The organism is Actinoplanes sandaracinus (assembly GCF_030009775.1).
GTDB lineage: Bacteria > Actinomycetota > Actinomycetes > Mycobacteriales > Micromonosporaceae > Actinoplanes > Actinoplanes sandaracinus.
In genome coordinates this window covers 248,787-270,894 of record NZ_JASCTH010000006.1, presented here as the reverse complement: position 1 = coordinate 270,894, position 22,108 = coordinate 248,787, and the positions used below count along the sequence as shown (strand labels likewise).

General features: G+C 65.2%; 25 protein-coding genes. 13 read left to right on the top strand and 12 right to left on the bottom strand.

Features of this window, described 5'->3' with window-relative positions:
• The 11 genes from fabG to QLQ12_RS11610 all read left to right on the top strand — a co-directional run bounded on the left by fabG (position 1) and on the right by QLQ12_RS11610 (position 7,257).
• Positions 1–738, top strand: a complete 738-nt coding sequence (gene fabG / locus QLQ12_RS11660) for a 3-oxoacyl-[acyl-carrier-protein] reductase (protein ID WP_407651461.1) — start codon at positions 1–3, stop codon at positions 736–738.
• An 80-nt stretch (positions 739–818) separates the two neighbouring features.
• The gene (locus QLQ12_RS11655) at positions 819–1,235 is read left to right on the top strand and encodes a hotdog family protein (protein WP_282759314.1); all 417 of its coding nucleotides are present in this window, start codon (positions 819–821) and stop codon (positions 1,233–1,235) included.
• Positions 1,228–1,710, top strand: coding sequence for a 3-hydroxyacyl-ACP dehydratase FabZ family protein (locus QLQ12_RS11650; RefSeq protein ID WP_282759313.1), 483 nt, complete (start codon positions 1,228–1,230; stop codon positions 1,708–1,710). Before QLQ12_RS11655 ends, QLQ12_RS11650 begins: the two co-directional genes overlap by 8 nt.
• 23 nt (positions 1,711–1,733) lie before the next feature.
• Positions 1,734–1,991 carry an acyl carrier protein gene (locus tag QLQ12_RS11645; RefSeq protein ID WP_282759312.1) on the top strand — a complete coding sequence of 86 codons (258 nt, stop codon included), beginning with the start codon at positions 1,734–1,736 and terminating at the stop codon, positions 1,989–1,991.
• A gap of 4 nt (positions 1,992–1,995) precedes the next feature.
• The gene (locus QLQ12_RS11640) at positions 1,996–2,796 is read left to right on the top strand and encodes an alpha/beta fold hydrolase (RefSeq protein WP_282759311.1); all 801 of its coding nucleotides are present in this window, start codon (positions 1,996–1,998) and stop codon (positions 2,794–2,796) included.
• Positions 2,797–2,817: 21 nt separating this feature from the next.
• A complete protein-coding gene (locus QLQ12_RS11635) occupies positions 2,818–3,453 on the top strand; it encodes a 2-hydroxychromene-2-carboxylate isomerase (protein ID WP_282759310.1) in 636 nt (211 codons plus the stop codon).
• On the top strand, positions 3,450–3,878 hold the full coding sequence (locus tag QLQ12_RS11630; RefSeq protein WP_282759309.1) for a cobalamin B12-binding domain-containing protein: 429 nt from the start codon (positions 3,450–3,452) through the stop codon (positions 3,876–3,878). The genes QLQ12_RS11635 and QLQ12_RS11630 overlap by 4 nt, the downstream gene beginning before the upstream one ends.
• A gap of 5 nt (positions 3,879–3,883) precedes the next feature.
• Positions 3,884–5,137: a methylaspartate mutase gene (locus QLQ12_RS11625; protein WP_407651467.1), complete on the top strand. Its 1,254-nt coding sequence runs from the start codon at positions 3,884–3,886 to the stop codon at positions 5,135–5,137.
• A gap of 7 nt (positions 5,138–5,144) precedes the next feature.
• Positions 5,145–5,927 (top strand): hypothetical protein, encoded by a 783-nt coding sequence (locus tag QLQ12_RS11620; protein ID WP_282759306.1) that lies wholly within the window; start codon positions 5,145–5,147, stop codon positions 5,925–5,927.
• 609 nt (positions 5,928–6,536) lie between these two features.
• On the top strand, positions 6,537–6,773 hold the full coding sequence (locus QLQ12_RS11615) for a hypothetical protein (protein ID WP_282759304.1): 237 nt from the start codon (positions 6,537–6,539) through the stop codon (positions 6,771–6,773).
• Between the two features lie 214 nt (positions 6,774–6,987).
• Positions 6,988–7,257: a hypothetical protein gene (locus QLQ12_RS11610; protein ID WP_282759303.1), complete on the top strand. Its 270-nt coding sequence runs from the start codon at positions 6,988–6,990 to the stop codon at positions 7,255–7,257.
• Between the two features lie 299 nt (positions 7,258–7,556).
• Here the strand turns inward: QLQ12_RS11610 and QLQ12_RS11605 are convergent, their stop codons facing one another.
• Positions 7,557–8,213 (bottom strand): hypothetical protein, encoded by a 657-nt coding sequence (locus QLQ12_RS11605; RefSeq protein WP_282759302.1) that lies wholly within the window; start codon positions 8,211–8,213, stop codon positions 7,557–7,559.
• A 187-nt stretch (positions 8,214–8,400) separates the two neighbouring features.
• Between QLQ12_RS11605 and QLQ12_RS11600 the strand changes: the two genes are divergently transcribed.
• Positions 8,401–10,401, top strand: coding sequence for an ATP-binding protein (locus tag QLQ12_RS11600; protein ID WP_282759301.1), 2,001 nt, complete (start codon positions 8,401–8,403; stop codon positions 10,399–10,401).
• Between the two features lie 66 nt (positions 10,402–10,467).
• On the opposite strand, the gene QLQ12_RS11595 is transcribed toward QLQ12_RS11600, so the two are convergent.
• The 7 genes from QLQ12_RS11595 to QLQ12_RS11565 are packed head-to-tail and all read right to left on the bottom strand — an operon-like array spanning position 10,468 to position 19,164.
• Entirely contained in the window at positions 10,468–10,893 is a 426-nt protein-coding gene (locus tag QLQ12_RS11595) for a very short patch repair endonuclease (protein WP_282759299.1), read from the bottom strand.
• Between the two features lie 56 nt (positions 10,894–10,949).
• Entirely contained in the window at positions 10,950–11,732 is a 783-nt protein-coding gene (locus QLQ12_RS11590) for a DUF6339 family protein (protein ID WP_282759297.1), read from the bottom strand.
• A complete protein-coding gene (locus QLQ12_RS11585) occupies positions 11,729–12,640 on the bottom strand; it encodes a hypothetical protein (protein ID WP_282759296.1) in 912 nt (303 codons plus the stop codon). The genes QLQ12_RS11590 and QLQ12_RS11585 overlap by 4 nt, the downstream gene beginning before the upstream one ends.
• Positions 12,637–14,460, bottom strand: a complete 1,824-nt coding sequence (locus tag QLQ12_RS11580) for a hypothetical protein (protein ID WP_282759295.1) — start codon at positions 14,458–14,460, stop codon at positions 12,637–12,639. The genes QLQ12_RS11585 and QLQ12_RS11580 overlap by 4 nt, the downstream gene beginning before the upstream one ends.
• Positions 14,457–15,461: a PD-(D/E)XK motif protein gene (locus QLQ12_RS11575; RefSeq protein ID WP_282759294.1), complete on the bottom strand. Its 1,005-nt coding sequence runs from the start codon at positions 15,459–15,461 to the stop codon at positions 14,457–14,459. Before QLQ12_RS11575 ends, QLQ12_RS11580 begins: the two co-directional genes overlap by 4 nt.
• The gene (locus tag QLQ12_RS11570; protein WP_282759292.1) at positions 15,458–18,034 is read right to left on the bottom strand and encodes a Z1 domain-containing protein; all 2,577 of its coding nucleotides are present in this window, start codon (positions 18,032–18,034) and stop codon (positions 15,458–15,460) included. The genes QLQ12_RS11575 and QLQ12_RS11570 overlap by 4 nt, the downstream gene beginning before the upstream one ends.
• 41 nt (positions 18,035–18,075) lie before the next feature.
• Entirely contained in the window at positions 18,076–19,164 is a 1,089-nt protein-coding gene (locus tag QLQ12_RS11565) for a DNA cytosine methyltransferase (RefSeq protein WP_282759290.1), read from the bottom strand.
• A gap of 469 nt (positions 19,165–19,633) precedes the next feature.
• On the opposite strand from QLQ12_RS11565, the gene QLQ12_RS11560 reads away from it, so the two are divergent.
• Positions 19,634–19,930 carry a hypothetical protein gene (locus QLQ12_RS11560; protein WP_282759288.1) on the top strand — a complete coding sequence of 99 codons (297 nt, stop codon included), beginning with the start codon at positions 19,634–19,636 and terminating at the stop codon, positions 19,928–19,930.
• 322 nt (positions 19,931–20,252) lie between these two features.
• Here the strand turns inward: QLQ12_RS11560 and QLQ12_RS11555 are convergent, their stop codons facing one another.
• From QLQ12_RS11555 to QLQ12_RS47060, 4 genes are all read right to left on the bottom strand, one after another.
• Positions 20,253–20,675 (bottom strand): hypothetical protein, encoded by a 423-nt coding sequence (locus QLQ12_RS11555; protein ID WP_282759286.1) that lies wholly within the window; start codon positions 20,673–20,675, stop codon positions 20,253–20,255.
• Positions 20,672–21,361, bottom strand: a complete 690-nt coding sequence (locus QLQ12_RS11550) for a hypothetical protein (RefSeq protein WP_282759285.1) — start codon at positions 21,359–21,361, stop codon at positions 20,672–20,674. Before QLQ12_RS11550 ends, QLQ12_RS11555 begins: the two co-directional genes overlap by 4 nt.
• A gap of 90 nt (positions 21,362–21,451) precedes the next feature.
• Complete coding sequence (locus QLQ12_RS11545) at positions 21,452–21,742, bottom strand: hypothetical protein (RefSeq protein ID WP_282759283.1); 291 nt, start codon at positions 21,740–21,742, stop codon at positions 21,452–21,454.
• Positions 21,730–22,062, bottom strand: a complete 333-nt coding sequence (locus tag QLQ12_RS47060) for an ATP-binding cassette domain-containing protein (RefSeq protein WP_407651460.1) — start codon at positions 22,060–22,062, stop codon at positions 21,730–21,732. The genes QLQ12_RS11545 and QLQ12_RS47060 overlap by 13 nt, the downstream gene beginning before the upstream one ends.
• Positions 22,063–22,108: the final 46 nt, after the last annotated feature.

Genomic DNA, 22,108 nt, shown 5'->3' with positions numbered 1-22,108 from the left:
GTGGAGAAGCGCACCGTTCTGGTCACCGGCGGGTCCCGGGGCATCGGCCGGGCCGTCGCGGTCCAACTCGCCGCGGACGGCTACGACGTCGCGTTCTGCTACCGCACCGGCGGCGAGGCGGCTGCGATCACCGCCGACGAGATCAAACAGCACGGCGTACGCGTGCACCACGCACCCTGTGACGTCGCCGACCCGGCCGCCGTGGACGCCTTCGTCCGCGGCGCCGAGGAGGAGCTGGGCCCGATCGACGTGCTCGTCAACAGCGCCGGCATCGTCCGGGACGCCCCCATGGTCCTGATGGAGTACGAGGCGTGGGATTCGGTTCTGCAAACCAACCTGACCGGCACTTACAACTTCTGCCACGCCGTGACGTTCGGCTTCATGAAGCGGCACGCGGGCACGATCGTGAACGTGTCGTCGGTCGCCGGGGTCTACGGCAACGCCACCCAGGCGAACTACGCGGCGACCAAGGGCGGGATCAACGCGCTGAGCCGGTCACTGGCCAAGGAGCTGGGCCCGTACGGCATCCGGGTGAACGCGGTCGCGCCGGGTTTCATCGAGACCGACATGACCGCCGAGCTGCCCGAGAAGGCCCGTAAGAAGGCGATCGGGATGATCCCGTTGCGCCGCCTCGGCCAGGTCGCCGATGTGGCGAACCTGGTGTCCTATCTCGCCTCCGACCGGGCCGCCTACCTGACCGGCCAGGTGCTGCAGGTCGACGGCGGAATCGTGCTGTAGCTCCCGCGAGCCGCTCGCAAGTGTTTCTCGAGGCCGTTCGACTGAACTGACAGCACACAGCCGAACGATGGGGAGGGAAAGTGACACGAAACTACGCCGTACCGCTCGACGCGGTGGACCGGGTCGAGCTCACCACGGCCGGCGCGACGGTGACCAAGCGGATCGTGGCCGACGACCCGTACATCGAGGGCCACTACCCGGGATTTCCCATCTACCCCGGCGTCTTCACCGTGGAGACGGTCTATCAGGCCAGCCGCGGGCTCGTCGAGAGCCGGCGGGAGCCGGGCACCCGGGTCACCCTGGCCGAGGTCCGCTCGGTGCGTTTCAAAGCACCGCTACGGCCCGGGGACGAGCTGACCGCCGAGTGCGAACTGCGCGACGACCCGGACGACATATCCAGGGTCCTGGTCGTCGCCGAGTGCCGCCGCAAGGACGGCGCGACGGTCGCGAAGGTCACCCTGGACCTTCGGGTCCACGAGGCCGGGGACCATGCTTGAGTACGCCTACCTGACCCGGGTGTTGCCGCACCGCCACCCAATCCTTCAGGTGGACCGGGTCCTGGAGTACACGCCCAACCAGCGGATCGTGGCCGTCAAGGCGGTGACCGGCACCGAACCCTGTTTCGCCGGTCTCGCTGACGGGCTGCCGCATTCGTCGTTCGCCTACCCGTCGTCGTTGCTCGTCGAATCGCTCGGCCAGGCCGGTGCCGCACTCTGGGTGCTCTCCGCCCGCGACGGCGGCACCGTCCTCGACGGCACCCTGATGTTCGGGGCGGCCCGGGGTTTCGAGTTCCACGGCTCCGCCTACCCCGGCGACGTCCTGCGCCACGAGGTCGTCGTGGAGTCACTGAAAGAGAACAGCGCCGTCATGCGCGGCGAGACGCGAGTCGATGGACGGCTCATCGCCGTCGTCGCGTCGATGCTGGCCATCGCCCGGCCCGAGGCCGCCGTGGCCGGTTCCGTTAACCCGTGAATCCCGTTGAAAGGACTATCACCATGACCCAGGTACTCAACCACCGGATGGAAGAGCTGCGCGAGGTAGTAGCCGAGGTCCTCGAGGTAGAGCCCGAGAAGATCACCGAGACCAGCCATTTCGTGGAGGAGCACGACGCCGACTCGCTGCGGGCCATCGAGATCCTGGCCCGGGTGGAGAAGATGTACAAGATCGAGATCCCGCAGACCGAGCTGCCGGAGATGGAGAACCTCGGCGCGGTATATCGGATCGTGTCGCGCTACGCCGGCTGGCAGGACTGAGACGGTGGACTGGCATCGGGTTGCCGACTCCGTCCACGGTGGTGAACGGATCACCGTCCACCGGGGTCCCGGCACCGGCCCGGCGCTGGTCCTCGCGCACGGCATGGAGGATTCCTGGCTCAGCTGGGAGCCACTGATCGCCGGGTTGCACGGCAGGTTCACGCCCTATGCGCTGGACCTGCCGTGGCGCCCCGGCGGCGACTACGCCTGGCGGGCCGATCCCGGCCCGGCCGCCCTGCTCGCCGCCGCCGTCGCCCTGGTTCCCCAGCCGGTCACCGTGCTGGCCGGCCACTCGTACGGGGCGGGCGCGGTGCTGGAGCTCCTCGCGTTCGGCTTCACCCCGACGGCCGCGGTGCTCGTCGCGCCGCACTACCGGCCACCCGGTGACGAGGACGGTCCCGAGCTCGTAGCCCGGGAGTCGGCCCGGTTCGCCGGGGTGATCGCCGAGGGGGTCCGGCTGCGTCTCGGCCCCCGGGCCACGACGCTGGATCCCGGGCTCGTCGAGACGATGATCGGCAAGACGCTGGACCGCATCGGGCCGGGCGGTGTCCAAGCCCTGCTGCACCAGTTCCTGGTCTGCTCGCGGCTCCCGCTGGGTGACGTCCGGGTACCCACCCTGGTGATCACCGGTTCGGCTGACCCGGCCCTGGCCGGCCCTCGCACCACGGCACTGCGGGCCGCGATGCCGGCCGCCACCATCCACACCCGGCCCGGTGCCGGGCATTTTATTCACGTGCAGGACAGCGACCGGGTCGGCGCCGAGATCCGGGCCTTTCTCGACACCGTACGAGTGCCCACCGCATGACGCGGCCGGACAGGAGCAACCATGCGCAAGCCACCCCGAATGTATTTCTCGTTCCGTAGCCCGCGAAGTTGGCTCGCGCTGCGCCGATTCGAGGAGACCCGCCCGGATCTGGCCGCCACCGTGCGGCTGGTACCGAACTGGGATCCGAAGCCCTGGCTGCGCGACGCGCTCGACGCCCGCGGCTCGGGCGTCCTGCAGACCCCGATCACCCTGGCCAAACACCTCTACCTGCTGGCCGACACCGAGCGCCTGGTCCAGAAGTTCGGCTACCGGATGACCTGGCCGGCGGACCTCGGGCAGGACTGGGAGGTCCCGCATCTGCTCTGGCTGCACGCCGACGCGGTAGGGCTGGGGCCCCAGTTCTACCAGGCGGCGGTCCGGGCCCGGTGGGAGCGCGGTGAGAACCTCTGCGATCCCGCGGTGCTGCGCGACGTCGCGGCGCAGGCTGGCCTCGACCCCGATCAAGTCGCCGGCGCCGCGGGCGACGAGTCGCTGCGAGCCGCCGCCGTCGAGGCCCTCGACTGGGCCTATCAGGACGACATCTTCGGGGTCCCCTATTTCCTGGCCGGCCGGCACCGGTTCTGGGGTCTGGAGCGGTTGCCGGGATTCATCGACGCGCTCGACGCCGCCGCCGAGAAGGCGAAGGTCCGGGCATGAAAGACACCCGGTGTACGGCGGTGCTGGGCACTGTGGCATCGGACTCGCACATGTGGAACCTGATGTTTCTGCAGCTGCTGCTGGGCGAGATGGGGTACCGGGTGGTCAACCTCGGCGTGTGTGTGCCGGCCGGGTTCTTCCTAGAGCAGTGCCGGCAGCACCGCCCGGATCTGGTCGTGGTCAGCTCGGTCAACGGGCACGGTTACACCGAGGGATGGGCGCTGGCCGAGCTGCTGCGCACCGATCCCGCCCTGGACGGGGTGCCGATGGTGATCGGCGGCAAGCTCGGCACCGCCGGGCCGCTCGACGAGACCCAGACCGCCGACCTGCTGGCCGCGGGTTTCGACGCGGTCTTCGCCGACGGTTCCGACCCCCGGCAGTTCCTCGACTTCGTCCGCCGGCCGGTGCTGGTGGAGGCGGGGTGAGCACCGTGACGCCGGGCCCGTTCGCGGCCGCGGTGGCGGCCGCGCACCGGCGGGGCGAGGTGGTGGTGCAGCCCCGGATGGGGTTTGGCGACCCGGCTGTGATGCGCTACGGCCTGGCCACGGTTGCCCGGTCCCGGGCCTGCACCGTCGGCACGATCACTCTGGACAGCTACACCCGGGTCGGCGCGCACGAGGCCGCCCGGCGCGCCCTGGTCGACGGGGCGCCGCTGAACGGGTTCCCCATCGTCGCGCACGGCACCGGCATCACCCGTGAGGTGCTTGCGGAGGCCCGCGCCGGCGGGATGCCGGTTCAGGTCCGGCACGGCTCGGCCCGGCCGGAGGACATCTTCGCCGCGTTGCTGGCCAACGGGGTGGACGCCACCGAGGGCGGCCCGGTGTCCTATTGCCTGCCCTACAGCCGGGTTCCACTGCGCGAGGCGGTGGACAGCTGGAAGCGGTGCTGCGCGGCCTACGCCGGGCTGCGCGAGGCCGGGGTGGAACCGCATCTGGAGAGTTTCGGCGGCTGCCTGCTGGGCCAGCTCTGCCCGCCCGGTCTGCTGGTCGCGGTGACCCTGCTGGAGGGGATGTTCTTCGCCCAGCACGGCCTGCGCAGCGTGTCGCTGAGTTACGCCCAGCAGGTCGACCACGACCAGGACGTGGAGGCGCTCGCCGCCCTGCACCGGTTGATCGGCGAGTGGCTGCCCGGCCTCGACACCCACATCGTTCTCTACACCTACATGGGGGTCTATCCCCGGACCCGGGCGGGTGCGCTGGAGCTGCTGGGCGCGTCGGCCCGGCTGGCGAAACACGGCGGCGCGTGCCGGCTGCTGGTGAAGACCCCGGCCGAGGCGCACCGGATCCCGACCATCGCCGAAAACGTCACCGCCCTGGAGTACGCGTCGAGGGTCGCCGCCGCCGAGGGTCCCGCGGACGGCCCGCCCGGCGACACCGGTGTCTACGCGGAGGCGCGCGCGTTGATCGAAGCGGTCCTGGAGCTCGACGACGACATCGGTACGGCGTTGTGCCGGGCGTTCGCCAAGGGATACCTGGACGTGCCGTACTGCCTGCACGCCGACAACCGGGGCGAGTCCCGGGGCTTCATCGACGAGCGGGGCCGGCTGGCCTGGTCCGCCCCGGGCCGGATGCCGGTCCGGGCGGCCCGCGGTGGCGTCGAACTGACCAGTTCCGGGCTGCTGCTGGCGCTGTCGCATGTGCAGCGCGGCTTCGACCGCATGGGCGCCGGGGATCGACCGGAATAGCCGGATGATGAGGGTCTATCTCAGGGAGGGAACGGCTCGGTATAACTGGCCGATGGTCGACATCGCTGCCCCGTTGAAGCCGCACCAAGTCGAGGTGCTGCGCTGGGTGGAGGCCGGATGCCCCGAAGCGGAGATGCCCGGCGAAGGCGCGAAACACACCGCGCGAGCCTTGCAGGGCCGCCGCCTGGTCACGGTGTCACGTCGAGACGGCCGCTGGTCCGCTGCCTTGACTCAACGCGGCCGCTACTACCTCGACCACGGCCGGCACCCAGAGCTGACCGACACGGCGAGCGGTGCCCCTTCGAAGAACTCGTCCACGCCAGCAGTCTCGGGCGGAGTGGGCCAGCAGCCGACGGCGCGGACCGCGATGATCCAGGAAGCGACCACGCTGATCGAGCGGCTCCAGACCAGCGGCGGCACCGTGACGGTGTCGGATCCGGATACCGAGACCCGCGCGAGCTATCGGCGCGCTATCCACGCCGCCAAGCAGCACAAACTCGTGCCGGACGGCTACGACCTGCGGCACACCGGCCGCAACACCGGTGACCTCGTCATCCGCCTGTACTCGGCGGCGCAGCCCTATGACACCGACTGGAACCGGCTACGCCTCGACCAGAGCGACAATCGCGTCACCGCGGTCGCCGACTACAGCGTCCTCGAACAGGACCCGACCAACCTGCGGGTCTCGCCGGAATCGATCCCCCGGGTCCTCGCTGTGCTTCGGGCGATCAACGGCGCCGGCGTGATCCGAAATGCCGCGTCGGCGTCAACCTGGCCGGGCGCCCGGTGACAGCGAACTCGCCGATTGGCTGACCTGGGCACGCGCCCACGCCGACAAGATCGACCCCACCGTCGGCGCACCAACGCTCGCAACTGTTGATTTCACCTTCGAGCCAGGCCCGGAAGATCTGCGCCCTCACTTGAACGGATGGAGTCCGCACCACCCCATGAAGGAATAGGACTGACAGCCGTCATCAAGCAGCCATCTATTCCTAACAACTCCGGAGATATTGGACGAATCCCAGGGCAAAGGCTCGACTGGGGTTGCGAAGAAGCGGGCAATGATCGCGAACGCCGAATGGTAGGTATCCAGCGATAGACGGGGGCGCTCGACATTTCTAGCATGCAAGTTCGAGATAGCTAACACGGTCGGACGTCACGTTCACGGGACTGGTCGGTTCCCCGCCCCATGATCGGTCATCGATGCCGCGGGCCAATAACGGCAAAGCACCCCAGGTGTCACTATCGTCGCGCCGATTCTCCCTCGAACCGGGCTTTCGTGAGGCGACTTTCACCATGGCCATCCGAACCCCGGAAGATTCAATTGGATGCATCGACACACTTGCTGGGGATGCGGGACGTGATTTACTGTCGAGAGGCGCCTTGAGGGGAGGCGCGGTTGATCCCCCGCGTAGATATTGATCTTTACCCGGTTCCGCCTCGGCATGCTGCGTTCTGGATGCCGGCAGAAGGCGAGATCCACGACGAGGGAATCGGATTCTTCCAAGGTGTCTGGGCTATCTTTGACGTGCCGTTAGCGGAGGCGGCCGACGTGGTAGCCGACGAGCGGACGGCGGCAATCGCAGTCGACGCGACGGCCGCCGACCCTGAGGCGTTTGAGTACTTTGCTAACTGATCGAGTGGCACAATCCTGACTTCCCGTCCGACGATCCAGAGGACGAAGTCGGCATGGCCGCACTCTCTGAACACGGTGACGTCGGTCGGTCAGTTTGTGCGGCCTTGAACTGGGGGTCGCCGGGCTGACGTATGCGTTAGCCGCAATCGGGCGCGTACCAGCCGCCAGTTGCCGCAGCCATGCGGAGCGTTCCTGGGCCGAGCGGCCAGTTGTTGTGGCCGCCATCGACCGGGAGCACGCGGACTGGTTGCAGCCGCTGGTAGAAAGCACCCTCTGCGGATTCGACGTCGACTACAACCGTCCGGAATTCCTGACGATCCACGCGCAATCGATCACCGAGATGATGGACTTGGCCGAAGCGATCCTTGCTAAGGCCGCACACGATCCGCCGCCGCCTCTGCGCTGGGGGTCGCCCTCGGATGAGGAACAAACGGCAGACGACCACATCGAGGTTGACGGGCAACAGTCGCTGTTCGATCACTAATGCCCCGACGGAGCTGGCGGCTGGCTGACCCCAGCCCGTCCCACGGCCGTGGTCGCAGCGGGCGTACGACGTATCGGACCTCGATGCCGCATCGTTCCCCGATGCGCTGGTACTTGCGTTGGAGGCTGCCGTTCATATCGGCATCGTTGCGTACCGATAGGGCGATGCCAGATTCCCGAGTCTTCGAGGCCAGCGGTCACGGCGGCCCATGAGATCGGTTCAGTAACCGAAACTACAGTTTCCATAGTTTGTTCCGCTAGCAGCCAACGCCTTCGCCGCGAACATCTGCCGTCGTTCAATTAAAGCTGTGTCGGCTGCATGGTCGGCAGCCCATCATCAATCCGATGGATCAACATACTGGAGAGCGTGAGCATCTCCCGAATCGACGGGGCCTGGACAACAATCAAGTCTGGGCGCACCTCATCCAATGCGAGGCCACATCCTGACTCCGCTACCAGTGGTTGTATCGCCTCGGCATGTGGTCGATCTGCGGCGATGTACACGACCGGATTGGACGCCCACGAGTACCCCGAGCCGTGTCCCCGGCAGCTCGCTGCAGGGAAACAGCCGGCCGCCGAGAACGAGTACACAGAACTCACCACACCGAGATCTAGTTGCCGGATCGGTGAGTCCTCTCCAATGAGTATCTCTTCGAGGTTTGAACACTGTTCGGCAGATAGGAGATCCGGCGGCATCTCCGTCATTTCGCCGGATTCGATGATCTTCAAGATTTTCTCGAAGATGTCCGGAGAGGTCGCGACATCATCGACGAACGCGATGATTCTTTCCTCTTCTTCGAGGATGCCCCTGGCCTCGTCGAGTGTGACATCCGTGATTGCCCACGTATCGTGGAAGAATCCGAATCCCTCCTCGCCGATGTCTTCCAGGCTTGGTATCCAGAACGTGGCATGGGGAGGAATGTTGGCGTCCATCTTCACGCGAGCCACTGGAATCATGATCGCCTCCTCAATAGGGACGCGGGCGCGACGAGAGCAATGTAGATCTCCGAGGGCCTCGTCTCACATCCCCTGAGTGTGTCAGAACCCGGCATCGATGTCTCGGGCCGAGATATGGCGCCAAGAGTGCGCCGATTGAGGGCCTCCGACCACCCCGAACATGGTCCGAGCCCAGTAGTCTCATGGCATGACGTCGAGTGCTGCTCCGGTCGAGAAAGACTTCAGTATCGCGGTCATGGGCCGGACACTTGAACATCTAGGCGTGCAGATGTATAAGCGGCGCGACGCAGCGCTCGCGGAGCTGGTGGCGAACGCATGGGACGCCGGGGCTACAGAAGTCGTGATCACTCTTCCGGACCCCAGGACATACAACCGCGAGCAGGACGAGATCATAGTTCGTGACGACGGCGCCGGAATGACTGACGAGAGTCTCCAGTCCGACTATCTCGTGATCGGTCGCAACCGCCGAGCGGCCGGCCAAGCGGAGATAGGCGGCCGAAAGCCGATGGGCCGCAAAGGCATTGGGAAGCTGGCTGGCTTCGGTCTTGCTCAGCGAATGAAGGTCGATACGTGGCGCGATGGTTCGAACACGACGGTCACGCTGGATGTCGACTTACTCAAGACTCCAGCTGGCGATGTCCGGACTCTGACGCTTCCCGGATCGGTGCGAACGATCCCTAACGCAGATGATCACGGAACGTGTATCACACTCAGTAACTTAAAGCATGCATCAGCTCTCGATCCCGAACTCCTCCGACACAACCTGGCACGCCGCTTCAGCCGCTCCGTACGCGGCCGGATGTTGATCCTAGTTAACGGCGTGGCGATCAACGATGCGCCAGTGAATTTGTCTCACCGGGAGCCCGAACAGGGAGAAATAGAGGAAGAACTACCGGACGGTAATCGCATAACGTGGTGGGCCGGCTTCAGCGATAAGACTCTTTCCACTGAAATGCAGGGCTTCGTTGTCATCGTGCGTGGCAAGACAGCTCAGGCTCCCCCTTTCTTCTTCGGTGTAGAGAGTAGGGCCTCCGGCCAGCACGGCACCAAGTACCTAACCGGTGTCATTGAAGCCGACTTCCTCGATGACGGCGCCGACGACGACAGCGACCACATTTCCACCGACCGGCAGGAAGTCGACTGGTCTGACGAGTCGGTTTCAGCGCTTCGACAATGGGGGGAAACAGTCGTCCGCAGGCTGCTGCGTGAACACAGTTCACGCAAAGGCGACCAGGCCAAAAAGCGGGTTCAGGACAACCCTAATCTCGCCAAAAGACTCGACGCTCTCGACAGGAAGTCCAAGGAACAGGCCAGGCGATTCATCGGCGCTCTCGGCGCATCGAACACAGATCCGGAGCGATTGGAGGCACTTGCTGACACGATCCTTCGAGCCTATGAATATCGGCAGTTCCACGACTATATCGAGCAACTGGACTTGGTGATCGAAGATCCTGAGAAGTTCGAGCAGACGATTGATCTGCTGCGCGGATGGCGGGTACTCGAGAGCCGCGCCGTATTGGAGGTTGTCAAGGGGCGACTTGACATCGTGGACAAGTTCCATTCGATGATCGTCGACGATGCGCCGGAGACCGCTCCCCGCGTTGGGCGCGATAACATGCACGATCTTATTGCCGACTTCCCTTGGTTGATCAACCCTGAATGGCAGGTCCTGGCCGAAGAGAAGCGCATCACAAGCCAATTGCGCGAATGGGGTTTCGCAGATGCCGACCCCGATGATCGAACACGGTATGACTTCCTCGCTCTTCGCGGCGAGGGCCGGTTGGTCGTTATAGAGATCAAGCGCTCAGGGCATTCGGTGTCCATCGACGATCTCCACCAGATAGATCGGTATGCGGAGAAACTTCGTCAAGCGGAGACGGGCGAGGTCTCGATGGCCGTCATCACCGGGAGCGGTTACACGTTGTCGGGCACGGCGCGGAAGGGTTGGCAGGATCGTGACGACATCGAGTTGCTCACCTGGGCAGAAATCCATGCCAGGGCTAAGTCATTCTACGAGCATTATCGAGCAGTCCTGGAGGGCGATGTGGACGACTCAGGCTTCGGGAGAAAGGCCAGTGAGATCGCCCGAACCCGCAATGTGCTGACGTCTGGCGCCTACAGGGGGCCCACTGAAAGGAGCGTTGGTCTTGGAAACCAAGATCGGGACTACCTAGCCGATGAGAGGTGACTCGTGAGGCCTTTCATGGGACCACGGTGGCCGGGTGCGGTCTGCAGGACCGCCAACTTCTTACGCTTACTCGACGGTTTCGTGACGTTCCAAACGCTCATGGCTGTCCTTCGGCCTCGGTGAGCGCTCGGTCAGCAGGTTGTGGATCCTCGTTGCTGCTGCGCCGGGTTCGTCGTGTTCCCAGATTCGCACCACGGTCCAGCCGAGTTCGTTGAGGAGCCGGTCGGTTTCGGCGTCGCGTTCGCGGTTTTGGCGGACCTTATTGGCCCAGAATGTGGCGTTGGTCTTTGCGACACTGTGGTGCTGTGGGCAGCCGTGCCAGAAGCACCCGTCGAGGAATACGGCTATGCGCGCTTTGGTGAAGACGAGGTCGGCGGTACGGCGCAGGCTTGCTACTGGTCGGATACCGACTCGGTAGCGCATGCCGAGGGCGTGGACAGCGCGTCGAAGGGCGAGTTCCGGCTTGGTATCACGGGATTTGTTGGCCTGCATGCTGGCCCGAGTCCCGGGGCTGGACGCCCAGGAGGATCTTGGCCCGCTGTTCATCGCTATGTCCTCCTGGGCGTCTGTTCGAGCGCCTTGACGGACTCCCGTACTAGGTCGTCGATCCTGGTCTGAAGACGTTCGTCAGGCAGCGTGAGGAAGAGAGTGAAGGGCAGCAGACGTCGTACTCGTTTGGTGACGTCGCGGATTATGCGGCGCCGTGCGATGTGCGGTGGTGCGAGGTCGGGGTCGGTTACAGCACGGGCAATGGCCCGTGCGAGCGCGGGGCGCCCGCCGATGGCACGGCGTTCGAAGATTTGGTTGAGGTCGGATTCGCTGAGGCGTTGCAGCAGGGCGGTGTCGGTGGTGCCGACAGCCGTCCTGGTTCCGAGGGTGTATGCCTGCCACCAGAGCCGGCCGAGAGCGTGGCGGGTTATGTCAGAGCAGATCCACCGCTGCTCGCTGGTCGGGCTCTGCCACCTCCAGGCGACGACGTCGGGCAAAAGACCAACGGCGAGAAACGTCCACAAGTCCTTTGCGGCGGCCTCTGACGGGCGCAGCCGCATGGTGTCGATCATCGCGGCGGCAAGCGCACGATCTGCGGAAATATGGGCGGCATCGGTTACCGCGTTGGGATAGCCGTGATCGACCACCGATCCTCTCAGCTTGTCGGCAAGCACGGTGAGGTGCTCAACGCCGGCGGGCTCACCGCCCGTCGCCGCGTAGTACATATCGGGATGCCGAAGTTCGGCACCGCGTCGTAATGCCTCGAGAGTCTTGCCGGTGTGCTCGGCTAGCACAGCGCGAGCAGCCAGGGGTGTGAGCCTGGGATAGAGCAGAAGGGTCATAGTGCACCGTCGGCCGTGGCTCGGCGAAGTGCGCCTTGGAGTCTGGCGGCGAAGTCTCCGGGACGTTCCACGCGCTGCGCGGCAAGTGTCTGGTGGGGTTCACCGGGGAACAGCGTTTCCAGGACTATCGCGAGGCTCGCGCCGAAGCTCTCGGGTTCGACCGTGCAGGACGGGAGAGCCTCGATCCAATCCTGTCGCAGCAGGACCAGATCGACGAGCTGTCTCGTCACGTCGTGGCGCATGTCGTCGATGAGTCGCTGTTGGGCTGGGGATGGAGCGGCAGCCCGAACCGCGGCGTTGACCAACTCTCTGTCGTCGGCGTTGAGATAAAGCCGTAGTCCACCCATGACGGGGGTGTACGGGTCGGCCGGAGTCTGTAAGTACCAGCGGGCATGCGAGTCGATGCCTGCTGCCGCGAAGTCGCAGACGCTGACGGGGAACATAGCGTCGTCGCCGTCGAGGCGGGTGGTGACGACGTCATCAAGTAGTACTTCGCCAGCACGGGCCGCGATGAAGGGTCGAGGGTCCGTCGTGTCCGCCGCGACGACCACAGCGGTACGCAGTGTCAGCGAGCCGCCCAGGTCAGTCCCGGCGATACGACCTTGCAGGATGTGGACTGCTTGGGAGCGAATCGCGACGCGGTCGAGGATGCCGGATAGCAACGAGCTCGACGCCGTCCATTCGCATACGCACAACAGTGGCACGTCTGCGGGAAGTCCGGCCTGCTGGCGCAGGGCGTCGGGGTCTACTTGGACCTCCCTGCTCAGCTGTAGGTCCGTTTGGTAGTCCCAGGCGACAACCGTGGGAGGAAGAGCGACCGGTGCGCCGTCGGAGGCGGCCGACTGCCAGGGGCTCATGGTCAGACAATCGGCCTTCGGCCGCAAATAGGGATAGACGGATGTTGTCAAGCGTTGTCTCCGACAGGGCTGACGTGAACCGAGACCTGCGTGGCGGCGTCGGTGACGGGTTTGACGAGGATCGTCCACCGGCGCGGATCCGACGGACGTATACGGACGCGTCCGCCGGGAACACGGACGTCGTCGGATTGCATTTCGACGACATGCGGGCTGGCGGCGCCGGTGGGCGGTTCTGCTTCGTTGCCCACGTCGAGGGCTACGACGGCTTCAGCCGTCAGCCACAACGTTTCGGCGCTGTCGGCGACCTCGACCATGGCGACAACAAGTGGTTCGCCGTCGAGGAGCGTCAGCAGAGGCGGCTGGATAAACGAGGCCGCGGGTCGACGTCCGCGCCCCGCCCTGCCGCTCTTGGAGGGGTTCGTGCCGTCGGGCTGAGAGACAGCTGTGGGGGCGACGAGATGGCCCAGTCGCTGAGCGAGGTGACCGAGCGGTGGTTGTGTCGCGACCGTGTTCGTTCCCTCGGTTGCAACGGCGGCGATGTCGGCGAGCCGTGAACGGATCCCGCGGACGGCCGTCTCGACGGTGCGGCGGTCTAGTTCGGGGAGGCCGTCGGTCACCCAGGCGTCGTGGGTGGGTGGTTCGGCGGAGGCGAACGACTCATCGGCGTCGCGGCTGCTGCGGAAGACTGCACCGTAGTGCTGGTCGTCGTCGGGCAGGGCGGGACCTTCGAGATAGGTCACGACGAGGCCAGCCTGCCTCATGAGCGCGCAGTGACGAGCTGGGCCGATAAACGGTGCTGCAGTGTCTCGCCAGTCGCGTCTATTCGGAGACACACTGGTCACGGCGAAGAAGGAACCTGTCGTGAGCTGTGTCGGCTGGCGCCGTACGATGTTCTTGGCGTCGCCGGCGTCGATGGCCCTTAAAGCGGTCACGAAGGGCCAAAGCCGTGGCACCGTGACCGGGTCGGGAATCTCCAGGGTTCGGGTGTCCGTGACGACACGGCATGTCATTGCCGGTCGAGCGCCGTCGGCCGCGGACAGCAGCGGCCAAAGGTTCCATAACATCGCCGAGGCTATGTACTCGGCTGCTTCCTCGACGCTACGAGGGTGCTCCTCGTCTGCTTCGCCGAGACGTCGGCCGAGGTTAGCGCCGAGAATGACTATGTCGGTCCCACGGAACTCTGGTCCTTCGAAGGGAGGAAGGCCGAGTACATGAGCTGCTTGGTCCGCTTCGTCATCGAGAAGGGGGTCGACGACGCCGTCACCGCCTGTGGTCCCCCACCAGTGGCGTCCGGTGTACGGGACGCCCTCGGCTTGAAAGCTGTGGCCGAGGGCGACGCCGATGAGACGGGTCTGGATTCGGCCCTGCCACAGACAGCGTGAGCGGACGAGGATGACGCCCGCCGTGCTGGTGGTGAATAGGATGCCCTTGCCGAATCCGTAGGTTCCCCCGCCGAACTCCTTGTCGCGGGGTTCACCGATGTTGCGGACGAGGTTGACGAAGTCCGGATCGTCGCCGACTTCATCCGCTCGCAGCGGCCCGCCCAGCCCGGTCGTGTTGCGGTCGGACACTGTCAACATGACCGACGACTCGTCGGCCAGACACGCGGCCAGCCCCAGCGAGCCTCCGTCGGCAGGCTCGGGTAGAAGGGCGTCACTCCAGCGCCTGCGGGCGTCGGGGTCGAGACGTCGAAGGAAGATGCTGAAGTCGACCGGATGATCACCGCTACGCGCGTCGGAGCTGTTCTGGGCGGCCTCACGCACCAGAACGGCGAGCGGATCCAGACGCGGGGTCCCGAGTTGTCTGCGGATTCCTTCCGAAGCTGCAGAGCCCTCCGGGGGGAACCGCTGTGACCACCAGCGCGTCGTCACTGTACCGATCCCGTACAGATCAGCTGCCCGGCGGCTCGGTCCGTCGCCGCGTACGGCGTCAGACCTGCGAGGTCGAGCTCATACTCGACGCCAGCCACCTCGTCCGGGACCACGGTCTTGAACGAGTCGACGTCCAGTCGGGGGAAGTCGACTCCCACGGACCAGGCGTACAGGTTCGACTGGACGTATCTGCGGTCGCGGTACCGGTCGGCGTCCGTCTCCGCATACCCGGCCTTGGCGAGCTGACGACGCAGACCCACCCTGTCTCCTACCAAGGTCTGCAGCGTATCGACGACATCCGGCAGCGAACGGCCGTCCGCTGCAGGCTCGAGTCGCACCAGAGCCAGGACGAGGTCACGGTCGCGACTCGGGTGCAGCTGGTCGAGACCGTGGATTTTCACCATGGAACCGCGTACGCCGACGGTTTTGACCTCAACCCTTCGGCGCCGGCCAAGAGTGAAGTCGTGCGGTGCTCTGTCCGGACCGGTCCAGACCCGTTCGACGGCGCCTACCAGGCCTGCGTCGGCGAGTAGTTCCAGGACGAGGAGCTCCCCGATCAGTCCCCGCAGCTCACGCTCGCCGAGGATGCCGGCGCTGGGGCGCAGCAGTTCCCGCCATTGCTGAAGCACCCGTTCGACTACCTCGCCCACCCCGCTTGGTGTCTCGCCGATGCCCTGAAGGAGCGCCACGACCATCTCGTCGAAAACTTCGAAGAGATCGGGACGGTGACATACGACGTCGACGAAGCGGCGACGGCGGCCGTCGACCACAAGCAGACGGGTGTCGACGCGTACGTGCGCCGACCTGCCGTCCTCGACTACAGCGTGATCGTCGTCAACCGGCAGCAGCAGATGGTGATCGCCACGGCCGTCGAGGCCGAGTGCGGCCGGCCCCACGTAGGTGGACACCGGCAGATCGAGAGTGGCCACCGCACCCTCGGCTCGCCGCGAGGCCGCGAGACGCCAGCCCGTACGCACGGTCGCCTGCATGCCGTCCGTCACGAATCGTCCTCGGACAGTGCGGCACGCTCCTCCTCCATGTCGGTTGCGTCGATGGCCTGATCCCGGAGATCGACCTGGATATAGCTGACGTTCGGTACCCAGTCGTCGGCGGTACCGGGAAAAACCAGAGCCATGCCCAGTACGTGAGCGGCGGCCTGTAACGGCGCGCGGGTTAGTTCGTTGCCCGGATCAGGCGGCGAGTCCTTGGCGATCGGATACAGCAGCAACAGCCCTTGTCGACGATGGCCCGGGTCCCGATCGCGGCTGTCGATCAGGTCGGCCTCGGGCATCCGCCTGGCGGCCGCCGGTGCGATGTCAAGGTCGATGACGCGGTGCTCCTTGCTCATCAGCGTCTTGATGTCGGCTTTCGATCCGCCGCTTTCCTTGAGCTTCGATCGGTTGACCGTTCCGACGGTGAACCCGTCAGTGAATGTGATCCTGTGATCGTCGTCTGCCCCCTCCGGGGGAGAACCGACTACTGCGACGGTCCAGGTCAGTAGTGATGAGTCGCTCTGCTTGTTCTCCTTGCGGATGTACTTGGTGATCAGGTCAGTTCTGAGGTCGGCTGAGTCCCCATGGACCTGATACTTCGCCAGGAATTCGATGACGTGCGCGACGTCGACCTCACGCAGCAACAGCACACCGTCGGCATCTTCTACGATGACACCGTCGCCGACAGCCGCCTCCACCAGCTTCTGTCCTGCGACGAGGTTCTTCTCCAGCCAGGTCTTATCGTCTTCAGGGAAGTACCTGGTCTGGACGCGGCGTCCTCCATAGGAGGCGTAGGCGATTCTGTGGGCGCCCATCTTCGCCGTCACGTTGAGAACCGGGTGAGTCCGAATCCGCACGCCGACGTCGCGGGGACTGAGATCCTGTTCCTCGTAACGTTCGATGTCCAGCCGGATCTCATGTTCCACGGCGGCTAGGTGCCGGAACCACGATCGCAGCCGTTCAGTCATCCAGATCCGCGGAAGGTCCTCGTAACCGGATCGGAAACCGAACCATCGGCCCATCTGCAGCAGGGTGTCGTAGGTCGATGCAGAGCGGACGAAGAAGCTGGTGACTAGTCCTTCAAGCGTCAGGCCCCGGGAGAGGGTGTTTCCCCCGACGGCGATCGCCGTTACGGGGGCGCCCGTGTAGTCCAGCCGGTCCTTGCTGCGGCAGTTATCCAGCACGATCTTGGTGTCATGCACGACCTGCTGCAAAAAGGGCTGCAAGGCGTCGAAGTCGATCGGCGGGTACTCGCCCAGCCTCACACGACCGGCTTCGTCCTGCCATTGCGACCGCACCGACTCCAGCACTACTGGATCCTGGGCTTCGAGCCCGTCCAGAACTCGCTTTCGGAAGGCTTGGAGAACCGGGCGGAAAGCCTCGTGGATTGCAGTCGTCATGCTCGTATGCACGAGCATGGTGGAGTGGCCTGCATCGCCGCGGGAACGACGAACCGCGGTGGCCAGCCAGAAGTATTGAACGGCTTCACGAAGCGAGTCGGTCAGGTCCGGTGTGAACCCTGCGGTCGCAGCCCGACTGGCCGGCCGCAACGATGGCACCTCATCATCACCGATGATGCGGACCATGTCGTGACCGTCTAGATCCGCTCCCCGCGCTTCTCCTTCGACGGCGTCACGCCCGAAGATCGTCTCCGCTCCGAAGTAGCCGTCCGGCTTCGGCAGGCTGACGATGAACGACTCCGGATAGAGGTCGTCGGCGTTCGGATCGATGAGCACGTTCGCGAACGGCGTCGCCGTGTAACCCAGGTACGTCGCTCGCGGGAACAGCGCGAGGAGTTCACGGATCTTGGGATTGATCTGCTTCGTATCCACGCTGGCTTGGTCGGCCTCGTCATCGATGATCAGAGCGGGGATGTTTGCCAGCGTCGGACGGGCAGTCTTCAGCCACAGGATCAGCTTCGCCAGCACGGTGTGCCACTTCTTGACCACGAACACGGCCACTTTCTGGCCGTTGGGCTGCAACAGTGAGACCGCGCTTTGCGTCGGCCTCCGGAAGTCGCGCTCGACGTCGGTCATTTCGATCCAACCGCCCGCGTTCAGGTCGAAGAGCTGCTCCTTGAGCCGCTGTTGAGTCTGCATCCGCAGCCCGTTGTGGATACCGGAAAGGATGATGACGACGCGGTAGGTGACGTCGGCAGCCTTGCCGACCACGGCGGTGAAGTTGGTGGTCTTCCCGCTCTGGACATGACCGACGACGAGGCCCTTGGTCTGGAACTTCAACTCGGCGGGGTCGTCGGCGAAACCGATGATCTTCGACGACACCTCGTCCAGCACGTCGACGCGGTCCTCCGGCCAGTTCTTCTCGTCGAGCAGGAATTTTTTGAACGGCGGCCAGAAGACGTCGTTCGGTTGCGGGCCTGCATACCAGCCGCCGTCGCGCTTGCCTGGGGCCGCGAGGATCTTCGGGGGATACCCATTCTTGACTTTGGCGGTTCTCCGGTCGAATTCGGCGACCACCGCGTCCACCACGTCGGGATGGTGCTTGCGGAAGGTTTCGACGGCGACGTCGCGGCTGCGTCGATACGCCACGTCCAGGAACATCTCGAAGAGTGCCTCGTCCACGGTCGGTAACCCTATCCGAGCCCTACGACAATATGGGGTGGTCAGGCGCGGTCGTCGAGTGCTTCGGCGATGTGCTTGCCCAGCGCCTGGGCAAGCTCGACCGGGACGGCGTTGCCGATTTGGCGAGCAATCTGATCTTTCGTTCCACACCACTTGAAGTGCGGCCCGAATCCCTGCAGTCGAGCCGCCTCGAGGTGAGTGATGGCGCGGTCTTCGGTGGGATGCAGGTAGCGGCCTTTCTCAGGCTTGTGGAATTCAGTGCGGATGGTCACTGATGGCCGGTCCCACCACAACCTTCCCATGACGTCCCCAGACCCGGACGTGTGCTTGATCCAGCACGGTGCCTTCAGGTGTTCCGGAAGGTCGAAGCGGTTGCCGCCCGGAGGGATCGCGGCGAAGCGCTCCAGCGAACGATCCTCGTAGAAGCGCGTGACATGCAGGTCTCGGCCCTTGAACGGCCCGGGAAGAGTCGTCCCGAAATGCCGAGCCGCCCTCTTCGGCAGGTCCCGGCGGTCTTCCGGGACATGTCTGCGTACGTGGCGAAGGGCCTGACGGACGGTCTTCCTGTTCTCGGGAGCCACCGACCCGCTCGGGATTTCGATCGCCTTGAGGAGATCACGACGCGTTCCGATGACAATGGCGCGACGCCTGACCTGAGCTGACCCGAAGTCAGCCGCGACGAGCACGTCCTTCTCCAGGACATAGTCGGCTAGCGATCCGCCCTCTTCGGTCTCGGCTTCCAGATCGGTGAACTGGCGGCTCTGCAAAAATCCGGGCACGTTTTCGATCAGAAACGCCTTCGGGCGGATCAGAGCCAGCACCCGCACGTACTCACGCCACAGTTCGTTCCGCGGATCGTCCTCAAGTCTGGCGCCGAGGTTCGAGAAGCCCTGACACGGTGGCCCGCCAACGACGACGTCCGCCTCCGGCACGTCCGTCCCGTCTCTCAGCCAATCCACGATGCTGCCCTGGTAGATGTGGTCCTCACCGAAGTTCTCGGCGTACGTCGACGCGGCGTCGACTTCTAGCTCGACAGCGGCGACGTTCACATACCGTCCAGTGAGACGAAAACCCTCGGTGATGCCACCGCACCCGGCGAAAAGATCGACAACACGGTACGGGCTAGGCATGAGTGAACGATAGCCGGCGGTTCCCGCCCACGTACATAGACCCGCCGGCTCGATCTACAGATCACCCTGTAGACGCCGTCGGGCCCCATCATCGTGCACCCGCCCAGAAGCCTGTTCAGCAAGGCAGTTAGCTGGATTCCTACCAGCTCATCAGAGGATCGAGCTCCCAGTGAGACCTGACTGCAACTGGTCGCCAGCCAGCAGAGCGTCGGGTGGGATGGTCAACGGAACTGACCGTAATTTACCTCGTCGGAGGAGTAACTCTCCGTTCCCGGCGAAGCCCGCCAGCGCGCCATCCGGACGCGACAGCCGCCGCGCCGGACCATACCTGCGAGAGCTCACGGGTCGATCTCGTCGTCGCCCGCACCCCTCCCCGGTCGAGATGGGCCCGGTCATACCGGCCATGCCTACCTCGACCGGTCGGGCGGATCCGTTTGCATCATGTGCCGAGGTCCGGTTTGCTGAACTAATGGCGCCTTCCCCCATCGCCGGGACAGCCGGTGACGTGCTGAGCCTCTGCCGGGCACTGCGCGACGCGACAGACATGCTTGGGTTGAACAGCTCGGAGGAAGCTGAGCTTCGCGAGCATGTAGCCCTCGCCGAACAGGCCGCCACCGCCTCGCCAGTCGACCAAGCAGGCATGGAGATCCAGTTGCGGGCATTGCGCTACCTTCTGGTCGAGGTGGCGGACGGACCCATCTCCGCCTTCATGGCAGACGATGCCGCCCGGATCATCGGTGACGGCATCGGGCGACTCTTCTCGTAGGCCACTCCACTCGACCACGACGGGGCGGACAGTCGTTATGGCCAACTCGGGGTGGAGCTCGTGTCGGCGTTGGTTCCCGCGCAGTCTGCCACCGTGACCCGTCGGCCTGCACGATCCTGGACACAGAGAAGCTCGCCTCGCCGGGAACCCGTCGGCCGCGGGCGATCGAGGGTCTACTGGTGAAGGTCTGCCCATGCCGGTAGGGCCCACTCGCACCATCATTCCTGCTCCCGGTGGTCACGGCGGCGTTGAGCCACCATGCCGACCGTGACGAACACAACCTCCGCCGAGCAGCACAGGTCCTCCCGCGACGGCGATCGGTTCATCCATCGCGGGTCCGGCGTGTGGCCACACCGGTGACGACGAAGCCCGCGAACGCGTCACCGACGGCCAATGCCATGCCAACCGTCCCGACCGCGGAAACACCGACAGTGAGCGCGATGATCATTAGCGCTACGAAGACCGCACCCAGCCGTAGCCAGGTCAGGTTGAGCGTGCCCCGCGCCAAGCCACGGCCACGGCGCAGCAGGGCGATCATCGCGAGAACCGCAAGGAGTGCGCCGACTGCGGCGGACACTGCCATGACGAGGAACGGCGCGGCCTGTTCGATGGTCAGGCCACCGTCGCGGTACGACTGCCATGCCGTGGCGCCGAGCCAGGCGACCACCCCATCGGCGAACGCGGCCACGATACCCACGACGGCGAGCAGCGTGTTGCCGCTGCGTTCGGTCGGCGCGGCGGTCATGCTGTGCCTGCCGGCGGCCAGTGGCCCCGGAAGAAGCTCGTGTCGTCGAACTTCTGCCGCAGCGTGGTGTTGGCCGATGTGCAGCATGCCTTCAGGGTCTCGCAGCCGGCGATCAACGCTATCGAGGCCGTCACCGCCGCACCGGCCGCGATGAACGGCGCCGCCGGTACGCCGAAGATCGTGGCGCTGGACGCGAGCGCGCCGAAGATGCCGACCGCCAGCGAGACCAGCGCCGTAGCCAGCCCGGACCAGAACACGAGAATGCCGAGGTGTACCTGGCCCAGTGCCGTCGCCAGCCCGTCGGTGAGTGTTATCTTGACCTTCTCCAGCGCGGCCTTCTGCAACGGCAGCATCTGCCGGTACGCGTCGGCGGCGTCGCCGTCCCAGTTGTCGTCGACGGTGAGCAGCCCGGCGTCGGCGGCCTGGACCTGCCCGCTGACCGGGACACCGACCCGGTCACTCCAGGCTTGCGCGGTCGTCGACAACGCCGACAGCGAGCCCATGTTCGACAAGATCGTCGCCAGGTTGTCCCAGATACGGCGCATGAACGCGCAGAAGTCGTCCCAGCCCTGACGTACCTTTCCCTGGGCCGGCGGCGGCACGTACGCCAGCTTGTCGTTGATCGAGTTCTGCAGTTCGACGGTCTTGGTGTCGATGCATGCCGGCCGCATCTCGAGCGAGGGCAAATTCCATCTCCTCAACCGCAGCCAGTACGGCCATGATGGCGAGCCGAGTAGTGGTGTTAATAATCGGATTCAGTTCTTCTGAGTCGGGGGTCATCGAGGCTCCCGACTCAACCGATCGGCGTAGCGGGCCGCAAGACGACGACCGGCGAAGCTCACGGTCGAAATCATCAGCACGGCATAGATCAGTCCAGCAATGGCGAAGGGAACCGGTATGCCCGCATCTCGCAACGCCATACCGGCGAAGCCCGCAATGGCGAAAACCCCTACATGTAACGCGAAGAACACGACGACGGCTATACCGCCATAGCCCGCCATCCTGGGCCGGGCCAGCCACTCCCACCGGGTGTACAGCGTCCAGACCGCACAGATCACCAGCGGCATTGGGAAGCGTAGGATCCCCACCACTCCCCACCGATGCGCCGGAATATCGAAGTACGCGCCCACTGCGGCCGCGAGCAACCCGGTAACCAGGACAAACCGAGTCGGGTTCCTGCGTCGACGCCGAACACCCAGGCGTGCCCGGCGGTGGGGCGGGCGAGGCCGAGCAGCAGGCGGATGGTGGTGGACTTGCCGGCGCCGTTCGGGCCGAGGAACCCGAACACCTCACCGGCGGGCACGTCGAGGGTGAGATCGTCGAGGGCGGTGAGGCGCCCGTACCGTTTGGTCAGGCCGGCAGTGCGCGGCGCAAGATCGCTGGTCATGGGAAGCCCTTCGCGGTTGCGTGGATATGACCGCCGACCAGACTTC

Coding starts and splice junctions, on each gene's coding strand:
- QLQ12_RS47060 (WP_407651460.1), bottom strand. CDS start 22,062: ATGACCAGCGATCTTGCGCCGCGCACTGCCGGCCTGACCAAACGGTAC.
- QLQ12_RS11545 (WP_282759283.1), bottom strand. CDS start 21,742: ATGCCGCTGGTGATCTGTGCGGTCTGGACGCTGTACACCCGGTGGGAG.
- QLQ12_RS11590 (WP_282759297.1), bottom strand. CDS start 11,732: ATGACCCTTCTGCTCTATCCCAGGCTCACACCCCTGGCTGCTCGCGCT.
- QLQ12_RS11555 (WP_282759286.1), bottom strand. CDS start 20,675: ATGACCGCCGCGCCGACCGAACGCAGCGGCAACACGCTGCTCGCCGTC.
- QLQ12_RS11630 (WP_282759309.1), top strand. CDS start 3,450: ATGAAAGACACCCGGTGTACGGCGGTGCTGGGCACTGTGGCATCGGAC.
- QLQ12_RS11595 (WP_282759299.1), bottom strand. CDS start 10,893: ATGCAGGCCAACAAATCCCGTGATACCAAGCCGGAACTCGCCCTTCGA.
- QLQ12_RS11605 (WP_282759302.1), bottom strand. CDS start 8,213: ATGATTCCAGTGGCTCGCGTGAAGATGGACGCCAACATTCCTCCCCAT.
- QLQ12_RS11565 (WP_282759290.1), bottom strand. CDS start 19,164: ATGCCTAGCCCGTACCGTGTTGTCGATCTTTTCGCCGGGTGCGGTGGC.
- QLQ12_RS11650 (WP_282759313.1), top strand. CDS start 1,228: ATGCTTGAGTACGCCTACCTGACCCGGGTGTTGCCGCACCGCCACCCA.
- QLQ12_RS11620 (WP_282759306.1), top strand. CDS start 5,145: ATGAGGGTCTATCTCAGGGAGGGAACGGCTCGGTATAACTGGCCGATG.
- QLQ12_RS11600 (WP_282759301.1), top strand. CDS start 8,401: ATGACGTCGAGTGCTGCTCCGGTCGAGAAAGACTTCAGTATCGCGGTC.
- QLQ12_RS11560 (WP_282759288.1), top strand. CDS start 19,634: ATGGCGCCTTCCCCCATCGCCGGGACAGCCGGTGACGTGCTGAGCCTC.
- QLQ12_RS11635 (WP_282759310.1), top strand. CDS start 2,818: ATGCGCAAGCCACCCCGAATGTATTTCTCGTTCCGTAGCCCGCGAAGT.
- QLQ12_RS11645 (WP_282759312.1), top strand. CDS start 1,734: ATGACCCAGGTACTCAACCACCGGATGGAAGAGCTGCGCGAGGTAGTA.